Annotated in this window: 17 protein-coding genes; 12 read left to right on the top strand and 5 right to left on the bottom strand. The window is 70.8% G+C overall.

Annotated elements, in window-relative coordinates:
* Nucleotides 1-69 precede the first annotated feature (69 nt).
* From mqnC to SRB5_RS17845, 6 genes are all read left to right on the top strand, one after another.
* Entirely contained in the window at nt 70-1,269 is a 1,200-nt protein-coding gene (gene mqnC / locus SRB5_RS17870) for a cyclic dehypoxanthinyl futalosine synthase (RefSeq protein WP_323378074.1), read from the top strand.
* A 5-nt stretch (nt 1,270-1,274) separates the two neighbouring features.
* Entirely contained in the window at nt 1,275-1,814 is a 540-nt protein-coding gene (locus SRB5_RS17865) for an imidazolonepropionase-like domain-containing protein (protein WP_153453095.1), read from the top strand.
* Between the two features lie 56 nt (nt 1,815-1,870).
* Nucleotides 1,871-2,563: a demethylmenaquinone methyltransferase gene (locus tag SRB5_RS17860; RefSeq protein ID WP_323378072.1), complete on the top strand. Its 693-nt coding sequence runs from the start codon at nt 1,871-1,873 to the stop codon at nt 2,561-2,563.
* 63 nt (nt 2,564-2,626) lie between these two features.
* The gene (locus tag SRB5_RS17855) at nt 2,627-3,904 is read left to right on the top strand and encodes a geranylgeranyl reductase family protein (RefSeq protein ID WP_323378071.1); all 1,278 of its coding nucleotides are present in this window, start codon (nt 2,627-2,629) and stop codon (nt 3,902-3,904) included.
* 109 nt (nt 3,905-4,013) lie between these two features.
* Entirely contained in the window at nt 4,014-4,946 is a 933-nt protein-coding gene (locus SRB5_RS17850) for a helix-turn-helix domain-containing protein (RefSeq protein ID WP_153453093.1), read from the top strand.
* 59 nt (nt 4,947-5,005) lie between these two features.
* Nucleotides 5,006-5,842, top strand: a complete 837-nt coding sequence (locus tag SRB5_RS17845) for a dioxygenase family protein (RefSeq protein ID WP_153453189.1) — start codon at nt 5,006-5,008, stop codon at nt 5,840-5,842.
* Nucleotides 5,843-5,910: 68 nt separating this feature from the next.
* On the opposite strand, the gene SRB5_RS17840 is transcribed toward SRB5_RS17845, so the two are convergent.
* The 5 genes from SRB5_RS17840 to SRB5_RS17820 all read right to left on the bottom strand — a co-directional run bounded on the left by SRB5_RS17840 (nt 5,911) and on the right by SRB5_RS17820 (nt 9,705).
* Nucleotides 5,911-6,252, bottom strand: coding sequence for a hypothetical protein (locus SRB5_RS17840; RefSeq protein WP_153453091.1), 342 nt, complete (start codon nt 6,250-6,252; stop codon nt 5,911-5,913).
* A 42-nt stretch (nt 6,253-6,294) separates the two neighbouring features.
* A complete protein-coding gene (locus tag SRB5_RS17835; protein WP_153453089.1) occupies nt 6,295-6,720 on the bottom strand; it encodes a hypothetical protein in 426 nt (141 codons plus the stop codon).
* Between the two features lie 25 nt (nt 6,721-6,745).
* A complete protein-coding gene (locus tag SRB5_RS37130; protein WP_153453087.1) occupies nt 6,746-8,368 on the bottom strand; it encodes an alpha/beta hydrolase in 1,623 nt (540 codons plus the stop codon).
* Entirely contained in the window at nt 8,361-8,768 is a 408-nt protein-coding gene (locus tag SRB5_RS17825; RefSeq protein ID WP_153453085.1) for a hypothetical protein, read from the bottom strand. The genes SRB5_RS37130 and SRB5_RS17825 overlap by 8 nt, the downstream gene beginning before the upstream one ends.
* A gap of 127 nt (nt 8,769-8,895) precedes the next feature.
* Nucleotides 8,896-9,705 carry a C40 family peptidase gene (locus SRB5_RS17820; RefSeq protein ID WP_194292950.1) on the bottom strand — a complete coding sequence of 270 codons (810 nt, stop codon included), beginning with the start codon at nt 9,703-9,705 and terminating at the stop codon, nt 8,896-8,898.
* Nucleotides 9,706-10,475: 770 nt separating this feature from the next.
* Between SRB5_RS17820 and SRB5_RS17815 the strand changes: the two genes are divergently transcribed.
* The 6 genes from SRB5_RS17815 to nuoF are packed head-to-tail and all read left to right on the top strand — an operon-like array spanning nt 10,476 to nt 15,543.
* Nucleotides 10,476-10,835, top strand: a complete 360-nt coding sequence (locus tag SRB5_RS17815; protein ID WP_323378070.1) for an NADH-quinone oxidoreductase subunit A — start codon at nt 10,476-10,478, stop codon at nt 10,833-10,835.
* A gap of 17 nt (nt 10,836-10,852) precedes the next feature.
* Nucleotides 10,853-11,407: a NuoB/complex I 20 kDa subunit family protein gene (locus SRB5_RS17810; protein ID WP_153453083.1), complete on the top strand. Its 555-nt coding sequence runs from the start codon at nt 10,853-10,855 to the stop codon at nt 11,405-11,407.
* Nucleotides 11,404-12,141: an NADH-quinone oxidoreductase subunit C gene (locus tag SRB5_RS17805; RefSeq protein ID WP_323378069.1), complete on the top strand. Its 738-nt coding sequence runs from the start codon at nt 11,404-11,406 to the stop codon at nt 12,139-12,141. Before SRB5_RS17810 ends, SRB5_RS17805 begins: the two co-directional genes overlap by 4 nt.
* Nucleotides 12,141-13,469 carry an NADH-quinone oxidoreductase subunit D gene (locus SRB5_RS17800; protein ID WP_153453081.1) on the top strand — a complete coding sequence of 443 codons (1,329 nt, stop codon included), beginning with the start codon at nt 12,141-12,143 and terminating at the stop codon, nt 13,467-13,469. Before SRB5_RS17805 ends, SRB5_RS17800 begins: the two co-directional genes overlap by 1 nt.
* The gene (gene nuoE / locus SRB5_RS17795) at nt 13,466-14,200 is read left to right on the top strand and encodes an NADH-quinone oxidoreductase subunit NuoE (protein ID WP_153453079.1); all 735 of its coding nucleotides are present in this window, start codon (nt 13,466-13,468) and stop codon (nt 14,198-14,200) included. Before SRB5_RS17800 ends, nuoE begins: the two co-directional genes overlap by 4 nt.
* Complete coding sequence (gene nuoF / locus SRB5_RS17790) at nt 14,200-15,543, top strand: NADH-quinone oxidoreductase subunit NuoF (RefSeq protein WP_153453077.1); 1,344 nt, start codon at nt 14,200-14,202, stop codon at nt 15,541-15,543. Before nuoE ends, nuoF begins: the two co-directional genes overlap by 1 nt.
* The last annotated feature ends 12 nt before the right edge of the window (nt 15,544-15,555 follow it).

Genomic DNA, 15,555 nt, shown 5'->3' with positions numbered 1-15,555 from the left:
CGGACCGCCCGCGCCGAACGCGTACGCTGCAAGCAGGAAAGACACCGTGCGGAAGGGGCACCGGAGACCGTGGACCAGGCAGCAACCGACCTGCAGTCCGTTCTCGACCGCGCGGCGGACGGGGGCCGGATCACCCCCGAGGAGGCGCTCGGCCTCTACCGCTCCGCGCCGCTGCACGCGCTCGGCGCCGCGGCCGACGCGGTGCGCCGCCGGCGGTACGCGGGCGTCGAGCACATCGCGACGTACATCATCGAGCGCAACATCAACTACACCAACGCCTGCGTCACGGCGTGCAAGTTCTGCGCGTTCTTCGCGGCGCCCAAGAGCGACAAGGTGTGGGTGCGCGATCTGGACGACATCCTGCGCCGCTGCGCGGAGACCGTCGCGCTCGGCGGTACGCAGATCATGTTCCAGGGCGGCCACCACCCGGACTTCGGGGTGGAGTACTACGAGGAGAGCTTCTCCGCGATCAAGAAGGCCTACCCCCAGCTGGTGATCCACTCGCTGGGCGCCAGCGAGGTCGAGCACATGGCGCGGATCTCCAAGGTGGGCGTCGAGGAGGCCATCCGCCGCATCCACGCGGCGGGCCTGGACTCCTTCGCCGGCGCGGGCGCCGAGCTGCTGCCGGCCCGGCCGCGCAAGGCCATCGCGCCGCTGAAGGAGAGCGGCGAGCGGTGGCTGGAGATCATGGAGATCGCCCACGGGCTGGGCGTCGAGTCGACGACCACCATGCTGATGGGGACGGGCGAGACGAACGCCGAGCGGATCGAGCATCTGCGGATGATCCGTGACGTACAGGACCGTACCGGCGGCTTCCGGGCGTTCATCCCGTACACGTACCAGCCGAACAACAACGCCCTGAAGGGGCAGACGCAGGCGACCGTCTTTGAGTACCTGCGGATGATCGCGATCGCGCGGATCTTCCTGGACAACGTCGCCCACATCCAGGGCTCGTGGCTGACCACCGGCAAGGACATCGGCCAGCTGTCGCTGCACTACGGGGCGGACGACCTGGGCTCGGTGATGCTGGAGGAGAACGTCGTGTCCTCCGCCGGCGCCAAGCACCGGTCGAACCGGATGGAGCTGCTGGAGCTGATCCGCGGGGCGGGGCGGGTGCCGGCCCAGCGGGCGACGACGTACGAGCACCTGGTCGTGCACGACGACCCGGCGAACGACCCCGTGGACGATCACGTCGTCTCGCATCTGTCGTCCATCGCGATCGAGGGCGGGACGGCGCATCCCGAGCTGAAGCTGATCGACGCGGGCTGAGCCGGATGGCGACGCTGCACGTCCCCGACGAGCTGGTCAACGGGTGTTTCCACTTCCCGGGGCAGGCCGTGCTCGTCGAGGGGCGGCTGATCGCGGCCCTCGGCCCGTACGAGGAGCTGGCCGCCGCCCACCCGGAGGCCCGGGTGCGGCGCTGGCCCGGTCAGCTCGCGCCGGGGATCTGCGAGCACGACGTGCAGGAGCTGCTGGAGCACAGCTACTTCCCGGATCCGCGGGAGGCCGGCGAGCTCGGTACGGAGCCGCTGACCGGGGACGCGCTCGACGCCCTCGGGATGGACGAGGCCCGGTGGGGCGCGAGTGCCCGGCGGGGGCTGCAGCGGCTGATGGCGCGGGGGATCGTCGAGGTGTGCGGTGAGTTCACCCGGCCCGCGGTGCGGGACGCGGTGCAGCGGTCGGGGATGTACTCGCCGCCGGGGCACGGGCGCCGGTATCTGGAGCCGGGCGGGGAGGCCCGGTTCGCGGTGTGGGACGGCGACGGCTGCGTGGTCGCGGTGGTCGGCGGCACGATCGTCTTCCGCCGCCGGTGAACGCCGCCGGTCGGGGCGATGACGGGGCTGTCGGAGGTACCCGGCACAATGAGCCTGTGACCCGTGCATCCCTGGACAAGCAGCCCCACGAAGTCGCCGCGATGTTCGACGGCGTCGCCGCCAACTACGACCTGACGAACGACGTCCTCTCCCTCGGCCAGGACCGCCGCTGGCGCAAGGCCGTCGCCGACGCCGTGGACGCGAGGCCGGGGGAGCGGATCCTCGACCTCGCCGCCGGGACCGCGACGTCCTCGCTGCCCTTCGCCGCCGCCGGAGCGTATGTCGTGCCGTGCGACTTCTCCCTCGGCATGCTGAAGGAGGGCAAGAAGCGCCACCCCGAGCTGCCGCTGACGGCCGGGGACGCGACACGGCTGCCGTTCGCGGACGGGGTGTTCGACGCCGTGACGATCTCGTTCGGGCTGCGGAACGTGCAGGAGACGGACCAGGCGCTGCGCGAGCTGCTGCGCGTGACGCGGCCGGGCGGGCGGGTGGTGATCTGCGAGTTCTCGCATCCCACGTGGGCGCCGTTCCGTACGGTCTACACCGAGTATCTGATGCGCGCGCTGCCCCCGATCGCCACGGCGGTCAGCTCCAACCCCGACGCGTACGTCTATCTCGCCGAGTCCATCCGCGCCTGGCCCGACCAGCCGGGGCTGGCGCGACGGCTGCAGGACGCGGGCTGGTCGAAGGTCGCGTGGAGGAATCTCTCCGGAGGGATCGTCGCCCTCCACCGCGGCTACCGCCCGTAAAGACAGCCACCACCCCCCTCGTACACTGCGATCAGCCACGACCTCGAACCACCGGGAGCAGCCGTGACGACCCTGACCGAGCACACCGCCGACGTGATCGTCGTCGGCGCCGGCCCCGCCGGCTCGACCACGGCGTACTACCTCGCCAAGGCGGGTCTGGAGGTCCTCCTGCTGGAGAAGACCGCCTTCCCCCGCGAGAAGGTGTGCGGCGACGGCCTCACCCCGCGCGCGACCAAGCAGCTCCTGGCGATGGGCGTCGACATCTCCGAGGAGGCCGGCTGGCTGCGCAACAAGGGCCTGCGCATCATCGGCGGCGGCATGCGGCTCCAGCTGGACTGGCCGGACCTGGCGGCGTACCCGAACTACGGTCTCGTCCGCAAGCGCGAGGACTTCGACGACCTGCTGGCCCAGCAGGCGGTCAAGGCGGGCGCGCGGCTGTACGAGCGGTGCAACGTCAGCGCCCCGATCACCGACGCGCGCGGCCGGATCACCGGGGTGGAGGCGAAGCTCGGCGAGGAGAAGAAGCCCGTCAGCTTCCACGCCCCGCTGGTGGTCGCCGCCGACGGCAACTCCACGCGGCTGTCGCTGGCCATGGGCCTGCACCGGGACGAGAAGCGGCCGATGGGCGTCGCGGTCCGTACGTACTTCACCTCGCCGCGGCACGAGGACGACTACCTCGAGTCCTGGCTGGAGCTGTGGGACAAGCGCGGCGCCGAGGACCGGCTGCTCCCCGGCTACGGCTGGATCTTCGGCATGGGCGACGGCACGTCCAACGTGGGCCTGGGCATCCTCAACTCCTCCTCCGCGTTCAAGGAGCTGGACTGGCGCGAGGTGCTGAAGGCCTGGTGCGCCTCGATGCCCGAGGAGTGGGGCTACACCCCGGACAACATGACGGGCCCGATCCGCGGCGCCGCCCTGCCGATGGCGTTCAACCGCAAGCCGCACTACACCAAGGGGCTGCTGCTCGTCGGTGACGCGGCCGGCATGGTGAACCCCTTCAACGGCGAGGGCATCGCGTACGCGATGGAGTCCGGGCAGATCGCGGCGGACGTCATCGTCCAGGCGCACGGCCGGGGGACCGGCCCGCAGCGGGAGCTGGCGCTGCAGCGCTACCCCCGGGTGCTGGCGGAGACGTACGGCGGGTACTACTCGGTGGGCCGCGCGTTCGTGAAGCTCATCGGCAACCCGAAGGTGATGAAGCTGGCCACCCAGCGCGGCCTCTCCCACCCGATGCTCATGCGCTTCACGCTGAAGCTCCTGGCCAACCTCACCGACCCGCAGGGCGGCGACGCCATGGACCGGATCATCAACGGCCTGACGAAGGTCGCCCCCCGCGCCTGACTCCGTCGGGTCGGGGGGTGCGGGCCGCGGGGGTGACCCCGGGGCCCGGCCGTGTCATCGTGGGGACCACCGCAATGGTCTGTACCAACGGTGGAGAGGGATACGGCAGATGCGTGGCACCACGGCCTTACCCGGGACCCCCTGCAACGCCCCGCGCATCGGGGATCCGCCCGTCCACCGGCTCGAGATCCGGCTGCCCGACGAGGTGCCCTTCGCCACCGGGACGTTCGACGACATCGGCCCCATGGCGCGGGCGGACTTCCCGCACCGGCACACGTTCTACGAGATCGTGCACGTCACGGCCGGCAGCGGCACCCACGCCGTGGACCTCGATCGGTACTCCCTGCGCCCGCCCCATCTCGGGGTGATCCTCCCGGGGCAGGTGCACTGGTGGGAGGGCGTGCGCGGGCTCGAGGGCAACCTGGTGCTGTTCACGCCGGAGTTCCTCGTCGACCACCCCGGCGACCAGGAGCTGCTGCGCGGCCTCGGGGAGCGGCCGTGGATCGGGCTGGACGCCGCCGCGCAGGCCCGTACGTCGGGGCTGATGGCCGAGCTGGCCGAGGAGTACGGGCACGGGGCGGCCGGGTTCGCCGGCGTGCTGCGTTCGCTGTTGCACATCCTCCTCGTCCGCACCGCCCGCCTCCCCGGCCTCCTGCCCGCCCCCGGTCCGCAGGGGCGGGCCGCGGCCGGGCTGGCGGAGGAGTTCACCCGGCTCGTCGCGGACGCCGCGGGGGACGCGCCGACCGTACGGGAGTGCGCCGAGCGGCTCGGGGTCACGCCGGGACATCTGGCGGAGGCGGTACGGGCGGCCACCGGACGGCCGCCGGCGGCGCTGCTGCGGGAGGCGCGGACGCGGGAGGCGCAGCGGCTGCTGATCTCCACGGAGCTGACGATCCGGCAGGTGGCCGCGCGGGTGGGGTTCACCGACCCCGCGTACTTCTGCCGTTTCTTCCGCCGCGAGACGGGGCGCAGCCCCGGCGACTTCCGAAAACACCACGACCTCCGGGCTCCGTCCATCGAACCCCGCCCCGAGCCGTTTTAGTTTCGATGCCGACCTCCTTCACCCCCACTTCACCAGAGGAGCAGGCACCGATGGATGACATGGACAGGGAAAACGAGACCCCCGAAGCCCGGCACGTGAGCCGCAAGACCGTGCTGCGCGGTGCGCTCGCCGCCGGGATCGCCGCCCCCGCGGTCCTCATGGGCGGTCCCGCCCTCGCCCGTACGCTGACCGGACCGGCCGCCGAGGACGCCGAGCCCACGCCCATGTGCGACGACGGCGACGGCCCCACCGTGGCGCAGATCGAGGGCCCGTACTTCAAGCCCAACTCGCCCCTGCGCAGCAGCATGGTCGACGGCTCCGGCGTCGCGCTCACCCTCAGCGGCTATGTCTTCGGACGCGGCTGCCAGCCGATCTCCGGGGTCCTGCTGGACTTCTGGCAGGCGGACACCAACGGCGCGTACGACAACACGGGGTTCCGCTTCCGCGGCCACCAGTTCACCGACAGCCGCGGCCTCTACACGCTCACCACGATCGTGCCGGGCCTCTATCCGGGCCGTACCCGCCACATCCACGTCAAGGCGCAGGCCCCCGGCCAGCCGATCCTCACCACGCAGCTGTACTTCCCGAACGAGCCGCGGAACAACACGGACACCATCTACGACCCGCGGCTGCTGATGAACGTGCAGACCGTCGGCGGCGGCCGGCAGGCCGCGTTCGACTTCGTCCTCAACGTGGCGCAGAACCCCGGACCGACGCCCACGGCCACGTCCACCACCACCCCGCCGCCCGGCGGCGGGACCTGGGCCCCGGGCGTGGCGTACGCGGCGGGGGCAAGGGTCACGTACGGCGGTGTGGGTTACGTGTGCCTCCAGGGCCACACGTCCATGACCGGCTGGGAGCCGCCGAACGTCCCGGCCCTGTGGCGGGCCGGCTGACACTGCAGCCAGCCGGGACGCACCATCGGGCCCCCGCCGTTCCGTGGGACGGCGGGGGCCCGATGGTGTCACGCGTAGCTCAGGAGCAGCGCGCAGGCGGCGACCGTCGCGGCCACCTGCAGCCCGACGAGCCAGAACCGGGCCCGGCCGAACGGCAGATAGTCCTCCGGCCACAGTGCCGCCACCGCGCCCAGCACCACGGCCGCGACGAAGGCGAGCACGATCCAGGTGCCCGAGACGGACGAGCACCCCTCGCCCTGCTCCACGCAGCCCGCGGCGCGGTCGGATCCGCCGACGACCAGCAGGCCGGCGACCGCGAGCGGTACGAGCAGGGCGAGGCACACACCGGCCGTGCGGCGCAGCAGACGGTCCTGGCGCGAACGGGCTTGCTGCTGCTGGAGGGTGGGCATGGGGGTCTCCGGGTTCTTCGTCGTTCTTCCGTCGGGTGTGACTCAGCCGGTGGTGGGCGGGATCCTGCAGTACGGCGACGTGACGTCGATCCCGATCCGGTCGTCGGTACCGATGCCCACCACATGGACGGTGAATCCGTCCGCGTCGCCGCGCGCCCGCACCTCGGGCGCGCCCGGCACGTCCGCCCGGTCGACGAGCAGCCGCCAGCCGAGGTTGAGGGCGTACTGCCGGACGCGCCGGACGGCGCCGGCGTGGTCGGCGGCCGGGACCGCGTCCAGCTGCCAGAAGTGCGTGACCGCGTACACGTCCGCGCCGTGCGGGCCGCCGTCGACGGGCTGCGTGTAGTCGCTGTGCCCGAGCCGGCCGGCGACGCCGAGCGCGTCCAGGACCCGGCTCGAGTACGCGTGCACCTGCTGTTCGGTCTCCTTCGGATCCCGTACGGGTAAGGTCCGTCCCGTTGCGGTCATTCTCTCTCCTCGCGCCGGCGGGTGGCTAATTCGGGTCCATCGGGACCTGCTCGTGGACGACGAGGTCGCCGCGGCCGCCGACGACCTTCGCCTGGTTGTCCAGCGAGGTGGAGTCGGGCACCCAGTAGTCGCTGTGCCCGGTGGTGTCGGTCGTCATCCGGTTCCCGCCGAACATGGGGTCGTCGGGCGTGATCGTCACGTCGGCCCCGGACTTGTCGCCCGCGAGGAACGGGCGCCCGGCCTCCGGTACGGGGTCGTCGTACGCCTCCTGGGCCCAGACGTGGTTCGCGCCGACGCCGAGGTCCGAGGCGTGCGGGGCCATCACCCCGGGGCTGCCGGCGGTGACCACGTCGTCGACGCCGACCAGGCCGCCGTGCTGGGCGGCGCCGCCGATCGTCGTCGTGCCGTAGCTGTGGCCGACGGCCGTCACATGGCGCTCGCCGCCCTGGTGGGTGGTCTCCATGCCGGTCAGATAGTCGGAGAGCTCCGCGCCGCCGGTGTGGGCGTAGCTGCGGCGGGTGGCGTCGCTGAGGCCGTCGGGGGCGTCGTAGTCCAGCCACATGACGCCGGCGACGTTGCCCTCGCCGCCGTACTTCTCGCTGGCCTTGACCAGGTTCTCGGTGCGGTTGAGGTTGTTGGAGGTGCTGTCGCTGCCGCTGAGGCCGGAGAGGTCGGAGCCGGTGCCCGGGACGAAGACGGCCGTGTGCTCGGCGGTGTCCGGGTTGCCGACGGAGACGATGGCGCGGCCGTCGTCCTCGGGGTCCAGGCCGATGAGGTACATCCGGTGTCCGGCGGGGCCGCCGTCGTTGCGGTCCATGCGGTTGCGCAGGCCGATCAGGGAGCGCAGCTTGCCGGACTCGGGGTCCTCGCCGCGGCCGGCGCGTTCGGCGATCCAGGTGTCGAGCATGGTGCGGTTGGCCTGGTCGCGTACGTCGGTCGGCAGGCCGTTCATTTTCCCGACCTGCTCCGGGTAGGTGGCCAGGACCATGGCCCGCTCGTCGGGGGAGAGGCCCTTCCACCAGGCGGCGGCCTTCTTCGGGTCGTCGTCGGACGGCAGGGCGGGGCAGCTGTTCTGGCCCAGCGCGGCGGCGGCGTCGGCCGCGGCGTCCCGGGCGCCGCCGGGCTTGTCGAGCTGGGCGGGGATGAACTTGCGCAGCAGGTCGGCGGCCTGGCCGCTGGCCCGTTTGGCGTCGTCGACGATGGCGTCGATACGGGCCTGGTGTTCGCCGCGTATCTGCGACACCTGGCGGGAGAAGTCCGGGTCGTGCCGCTCGGCGTCGTTGAGGGTGCGGCCGGTGACCGTGCCGTCGTCGCTCACCTTGTAGAAGCCGTCCGCCTCGGCCTCCTTCACCGCGGTGCGCAGATTGCTGCGGGCGGCGTCCATACGCTGCTTCAGGGTGTCCAGCACCGTCGAGATGGACAGCGCCTGGCTCTCCGCGATCCCGAGCTGCACCTCGGCCGCGTCCAGCGCGTGCATACCGGCGCCGGCCGCCTCACCCTTCCACCCGGCCATCCGCAACGTGCCGGTCACATGCCGGCGGTGCTGCTCCTGCTGCGTCCTGCAGAGCTTGTACAGGTTCTCCCACGACGTGTGGGCCGCCGAGACCTCCGCGGTCGTCTGGCGCATCAGCGTCCGGAAGTCACCCATGCGCGGTGGCTCCCTGGAACAGCTGTGCGGTGCTCTGCTCGTTGAGCTGGGCGATGGACGAGGTGTCCGCCAGCGCCGCGCCGTTGGAGCTGATCAGCCGTCTCATCCGGTCCAGCGCCGGCTGCCACTCGGCCTCCAGCTGGGCCAGCACACCGCCGACCTCCCAGGAGTCCAGCTCCGTGGCCGCCGCGCCCGTGTCGTCGCAGGCCGACGCTATCTTCGGGCGCAGGTCCTCCGCGTAGGTGCCGCAGCAGCCCGACGCGTACTTCAGCGGCTCCCACTTGACGTTGTAATCGCCTCCGGTGCCGCCCGACGGCCCGCCGCCGGCGTCCGGCGGCAGGCTGTCGAGCTGCGTTCGCGCCGACTGCTTGTACTGCTCCCACTCCGTGTGGAATGACATCCCCGTGAATCCCTCCGGACAGACTGACGTCAGTACCGACGATCAAGAATGTCCTCAAAAGGCCGTATCAACAACCTTGTTGGGGGCGGGACTTGAGGGATCGAAGGGTCGGGTGGGGCGCGGTCGGTCAGAGGACGCGGACCGCCGAGGTCGGCATGTAGTAGGACATCTGCTGGATGACGACGCCCTTGGACGGGTTGGCCGCGTCCAGGTACTGACCGCCGCCGATGTACACCGCGACGTGGTACGCCGAGCCGACGCCGCCCCAGAAGACGAGGTCGCCGGCGCGGACCTGGGAGACGGGGATCTGGGTGCCGGCCGTGGACTGCTCGGCGGCCGTACGCGGCAGGGAGACGCCGATCGTACGGAACGCGGCCTGCGTCAGCCCGGAGCAGTCGTACGCGGAGGGGCCGGTGCCGCCCATCACGTACGCCTTGCCGACCTGGGCCTCGAGGAAGGAGATGACGGTGGCGGCGCTGCCCGTGGCGGCGGTGGTGCCGAGATCGGTGCGGGTGGCCGTGCGGGAGGCGCGGGCCTCGGCGGCGCGCTCGGCGGCCTCCTTGCGGGCGGCCTCACGGGCCACGGCGGCCTCGTGCTTCTCGGTGGCGGCCTTGAGGGCGGCGGCGCCGGCCTCGTCGGCCTCGGCGCGTACGGCCGTGCGCAGGGCGCTCTGTTCCAGGGCCTCGACGCCCTCCTGGACGCGGACCCCGGCGGCCTTGGCGGGCTCGGGGAGGGCGATGTCGGAGTCGGCGAAGGGGAGTACGGGCAGTTCCGCGGTGGCCTCCGCGGGCGACTCGGCGTCGGCGGCCGAGGCGGGGGAGGCGGTGGCCACCAGTGTCGCGAGGGCACCACCGGCCACTCCGGCGCGCAGGACCCGGACGGGGCCACTGCTGCGGCGGGGCTTCCGGTGGCTGGTTATATGCGGCTTGAGGGGCATGGTGTCCGTTGCTACCAGGGACAAAGGGGCACTTTCAAACACCGTGGAATGGCTCACTTTTGACGCGTACGCGACGCGAATTGGGCCTAACGGCCCGAATCCGGGGGACGAACGTCCCTTGATCGTTTCGCCGACACCTTGTGTACGCACGGGCTTTACGCCCCGATTCGGCCACGCGCCGGGACTAGCCCAAGCCCGGGTGGAGTTCAAGCCCGAGCCCCCCGGCGGCCGTTGACGGGTGATCACTTGTGGCGCAGTTCACGATCACGTATCCCGCATGTCCGACATGGGTGATCGGTCCGTCCGGACGTCTCCGGAGCCCGCCGCGAGGGGCCGCCGACCGGCCCCGTGATCGGGTCCGGTCGACGCCTCCCGCAAGCGGTGCGCACGGCGCTTACATGGTCCCGGCGTCCATCGCGAATTTGCGCAAACCCCTCGTGCCTTGATAGGAGCAGGGCCGATTATCACCCCTCCGACCTGCGGCAACGCCATCGAATATCACGGATGGTGATCAACGGGAAGCTTGCCGCAAGATCGCCCGCGGTGTCCGCAAAGATGATCATCCGCCGGGTGTCAAAGATCACAAACCTTGGGGCCACCCCCGTGTCGCAGATCACAAGGCCTGAGGCATAGGATGCGTCCCACGCAGGCTTGTGAACTGCCTCACATGGTCACGATCTTCGTGGTAACGGAGCCGGGACCGGAGGCGGTCCGCACCTGCGCGCAAGGCCGAATAAGCAGTCACGTCGACTGAAAGGAGCGAGGCAACGGTGAACGCCTACACACCGATCCTCGTGCTGGGGGGCATCGCGGCAGCGTTCGCGGTTTTCTCCGTGGTCATGGCCGCGATCATCGGCCCCAAGAGATACAACCGGGCGAAGCTCGACGCGTACGAGTGCGGCATCGAGCCGACGCCGCAGCCCGCGGGCGGCGGCCGGTTCCCGGTCAAGTACTACCTGACGGCGATGCTCTTCATCGTCTTCGACATCGAGATCGTCTTCCTCTATCCCTGGGCCGTGTCCTTCGACTCGCTCGGGCTGTTCGGGCTCGTCGAGATGCTGCTCTTCGTGCTGACGGTCTTCGTCGCCTACGCCTACGTATGGCGGCGCGGCGGCCTGGAATGGGACTAGGGGGCTAGGGACACGTCATGGGTATCGAAGAGAAACTCCCCAGCGGCTTTCTGCTGACCACCGTCGAGCAGGCCGCGGGCTGGGTGCGCAAGGCGTCGGTCTTCCCGGCGACGTTCGGCCTGGCCTGCTGCGCCATCGAGATGATGACCACCGGCGCCGGCCGCTACGACCTGGCGCGTTTCGGCATGGAGGTCTTCCGCGGCTCACCCCGCCAGGCCGACCTCATGATCGTCGCCGGCCGGGTGAGCCAGAAGATGGCGCCGGTGCTGCGGCAGGTCTACGACCAGATGCCGAACCCCAAGTGGGTCATCTCCATGGGCGTGTGCGCCTCCTCGGGCGGCATGTTCAACAACTACGCGATCGTCCAGGGCGTCGACCACATCGTCCCGGTCGACATCTATCTGCCCGGCTGCCCGCCGCGCCCCGAGATGCTGCTGGACGCGATCCTCAAGCTCCACGAGAAGATCCAGCACGAGAAGCTCGGCGTGAACCGCGAGGAGGCCGCCCGCGAGGCGGAGGAGGCGGCCCGCAAGGCGCTGCCGACGATCGAGATGAAGGGGCTCCTGCGGTGAGCGACGCAGCGAACGGGGTGAACCCCGAGAAGGACCTCTCCGCGCAGAACCTCCCCGGCCAGCGCGGCGACGCCGGCGAGGAGATCCGTGTCCAGCGCGGTATGTTCGGCGCCAACAACGGCGGCGACACCTCCGGCTACGGCGGCCTCGTCCGGTCCGTCCGCCTCCCCGGCGCCTCGGCCCGCCCGTACGGCGGCTGGTTCGACGAGGTCGCCGACGAGCTGGAGGGCGCCCTGGAGGAGAAGGGCCTCGTCCCGGAGAACGTGATCGCCAAGACGGTCGTCGACCGCGGCGAGCTCACGTTCCACATCGAACGTGAATTCCTTCCCGAGGTCGCGAAGACCCTCCGCGACGACCCGGCCCTGCGCTTCGAGCTGTGCACCGGCGTCAGCGGCGTGCACTTCCCCCACGACAAGGGCCGCGAACTGCACGCCGTCTACCACCTGCGCTCGATCACCCACACCCGGCTGATCCGCCTCGAGGTGAGCACGCCCGACGCCGACCCGCACATCCCGTCGATCGTCTCCGTCTATCCGACGAACGACTGGCACGAGCGCGAGACGTACGACTTCTTCGGCATCGTCTTCGACGGCCACCCCGCGCTGACCCGGATCATGATGCCGGACGACTGGCAGGGCCACCCCCAGCGCAAGGACTACCCGCTCGGCGGCATCCCCGTCGAGTACAAGGGCGCCCAGATCCCGGCGCCCGACCAGCGGAGGTCGTACAGCTGATGAGCACCTCACACGCCCCCCACCGGGACACCACCGAGGGCAAGGTCTACACCGTCACCGGCGGCGACTGGGACGAGGTCGTCCAGGCCGCCGCCGACCGAAAGGCCGACGACGAGCGCATCGTCGTCAACATGGGCCCCCAGCACCCGTCCACGCACGGCGTGCTGCGGCTCATCCTGGAGATCGACGGCGAGACCGTGACCGAGGCCCGCTGCGGCATCGGCTATCTGCACACCGGCATCGAGAAGAACCTCGAGTACCGCACGTGGACGCAGGGCACCACGTTCGTGACGCGGATGGACTACCTCACGTCCTTCTTCAACGAGACCGGCTACTGCCTCGGCGTCGAGCGCCTGCTCGGCATCGAGGACGACGTCCCGGAGCGCGCCACGCTCATCCGCGTGCTGCTGATGGAGCTCAACCGCCTCTCCTCCCACCTGGTGTGCATCGCCACCGGCGGGATGGAGCTCGGCGCGACGACCATCATGATCTACGGCTTCCGCGACCGCGAGCTGATCCTCGACCTGTACGAGCTGATCACCGGCCTGCGGATGAACCACGCGTACATCCGCCCCGGCGGCCTCGCCCAGGACCTGCCCCCGGGCGCCGTCGACAAGATCCGCGAGACGGTCAAGACGCTCCGCAAGAACCTGGTGGAGTACGACCAGCTCGCCACCGGCAACCCGGTCTTCAAGGCCCGGATGCAGGACATCGGCTACCTCGACCTGGCCGGCTGCCTCGCCACCGGCGCCACCGGCCCGATCCTGCGCTCCGCCGGCCTGCCCCACGACCTGCGCAAGTCCGACCCGTACTGCGGCTACGAGACCTTCGACTTCGAGGTCCCGACCACCGACACCTGCGACTCCTACGGCCGGTACCTGATCCGGCTGGAGGAGATGCGCCAGTCGCTGCGCATCGTCGAGCAGGTGCTGGACCGGCTCGAGCCCGGCCCGGTCATGGTCGGCGACAAGAAGATCGCCTGGCCCGCGCAGCTCGCGCTCGGCCCGGACGGGCTCGGCAACTCGCTGGACCACATCAAGAACATCATGGGCACCTCGATGGAAGCCCTGATCCACCACTTCAAGCTGGTGACCGAGGGCTTCCGGGTCCCGCCCGGCCAGGCCTACGCGGCCGTCGAATCGCCCAAGGGCGAGCTCGGCGTGCACGTCGTCTCCGACGGCGGCACCCGCCCGTACCGGGTCCACTTCCGCGACCCCTCCTTCACCAACCTGCAGGCCATGGCGGCGATGTGCGAGGGCGGCCAGGTCGCCGACGTGATCGTCGCGGTGGCGTCCATCGACCCCGTGATGGGAGGCGTCGACCGATGACAGCCGAAGTCAGTCTGGGGATGCCCCAGCTGCCCGCCCCCGACTACCCCGCCGAGGTGCGCGCCCGGCTGGAGGCCGACGCCCGCGAGGTCATCGCGCGCTACCCCGGCAGCCGCTCCGCGCTGCTGCCGCTGCTGCACCTGGTGCAGTCGGAGGAGGGCTACGTCACCCGCACCGGCGTGCGGTTCTGCGCCGACCTGCTGGAGCTGACCACGGCCGAGGTCACGGCCGTCGCCACCTTCTACTCCATGTACCGGCGGAAGAACGGCGGCGACTACCAGGTCGGCGTCTGTACGAACACGCTCTGCGCGGTGATGGGCGGCGACGCCATCTTCGAGGCGCTGCAGGAGCACCTGGGCGTCGGCAACGGGGAGACCACCGACGACGGCAAGGTCAGCGTGGAGCACATCGAGTGCAACGCGGCCTGCGACTACGCCCCGGTGGTGATGGTCAACTGGGAGTTCTTTGACAACCAGACCATCGAGTCCGCGAAGAAGCTCGTCGACGACCTGCGGGCCGGCGCCGAGGTGGCGCCCACCCGCGGCGCCCGGCTGTGCACGTTCAAGGAGACCTCGCGGATACTGGCCGGCTTCCCCGACCAGCGCGAGGGCGCGGTCGCCGAGAGCGGCGGCGCGGGCCCGGCCTCGCTGACCGGGCTGAAGCTCGCCAAGGGCGGGACCGGGAAGGTCGTCTCGCCCCGTTCGTCCGCCGCCGAAACGGAGGGGGAGTGATGTCGGTGACCACGGACATCCCCGAGACCAGCCCGGACAAGCTGCTCGCACCGGTCCTCTCCGCGTTCTGGGACGAGCCCGAGTCGTGGACCCTGTCGACGTATCTGCGCCACGACGGCTACCAGGGCCTGAAGAAGGCCCTCGCGATGCCGCCGGACGACGTCATCGCGTACGTCAAGGACTCCGGTCTGCGCGGGCGCGGCGGCGCCGGCTTCCCCACCGGGATGAAATGGCAGTTCATCCCGCAGGGCGACGGCAAGCCGCACTACCTCGTCGTCAACGCCGACGAGTCGGAGCCGGGGACCTGCAAGGACATCCCGCTCCTCTTCGCCAACCCGCACTCGCTCATCGAGGGCATCGTGATCGCGTGCCACGCGATCCGCTCCAACCACGCGTTCATCTATCTGCGCGGCGAGGTCGTCCCCGTACTGCGCCGGCTGCACGAGGCCGTGCGCGAGGCGTACGCGGCCGGGTACCTCGGCAAGAACGTGCAGGGCTCCGGCTTCGACCTGGAGCTGACCGTGCACGCGGGCGCGGGCGCGTACATCTGCGGCGAGGAGACGGCGCTGCTCGACTCCCTCGAGGGCCGGCGCGGCCAGCCGCGGCTGCGGCCGCCGTTCCCGGCGGTCGAGGGTCTGTACGCGTGCCCGACCGTGGTGAACAACGTCGAGTCCATCGCGTCGGTGCCGGCGATCATGCACCGGGGCAAGGACTGGTTCAAGTCGATGGGGTCGGAGAAGTCCCCGGGCTTCACGCTCTACTCGCTGAGCGGCCATGTCGCCAACCCCGGCCAGTACGAGGCTCCGCTGGGCATCACCCTGCGCCAGCTCCTCGCCATGGGCGGCGGGATGCGGCCCGGGCACCGGCTGAAGTTCTGGACGCCGGGCGGGTCGTCGACGCCGCTGTTCACCGACGAGCACCTGGACGTCCCGCTGGACTACGAGGGCGTCGGCGCGGCGGGCTCCATGCTCGGCACGAAGGCGCTGCAGTGCTTCGACGAGACGACGTGCGTGGTGCGGGCGGTGACCCGGTGGACGGAGTTCTACGCCCACGAGTCCTGCGGCAAGTGCACGCCGTGCCGTGAGGGCACGTACTGGCTGGTCCAGCTGATGCGGGACTTCGAGGCCGGGAAGGCGTCGATGTCCGACATCGACAAGATCACGGACATCGCGGACAACATCAACGGCAAGGCCTTCTGCGCCCTCGGCGACGGCGCCGCGGCCCCGATCTTCTCCTCGGTGAAGCACTTCCGCGCCGAGTACGAGGCCCACGTCACGGGCAAGGGCTGCCCCTTCGACCACAACAAGTCGACGCTGTGGGCGGACGCGGGGGCGACCGCATGATCACCACAACCC

It is taken from the genome of Streptomyces smaragdinus (assembly GCF_009604385.1).
GTDB lineage: Bacteria > Actinomycetota > Actinomycetes > Streptomycetales > Streptomycetaceae > Streptomyces > Streptomyces smaragdinus.
This window is presented reverse-complemented; position numbering and strand designations above follow the sequence as displayed.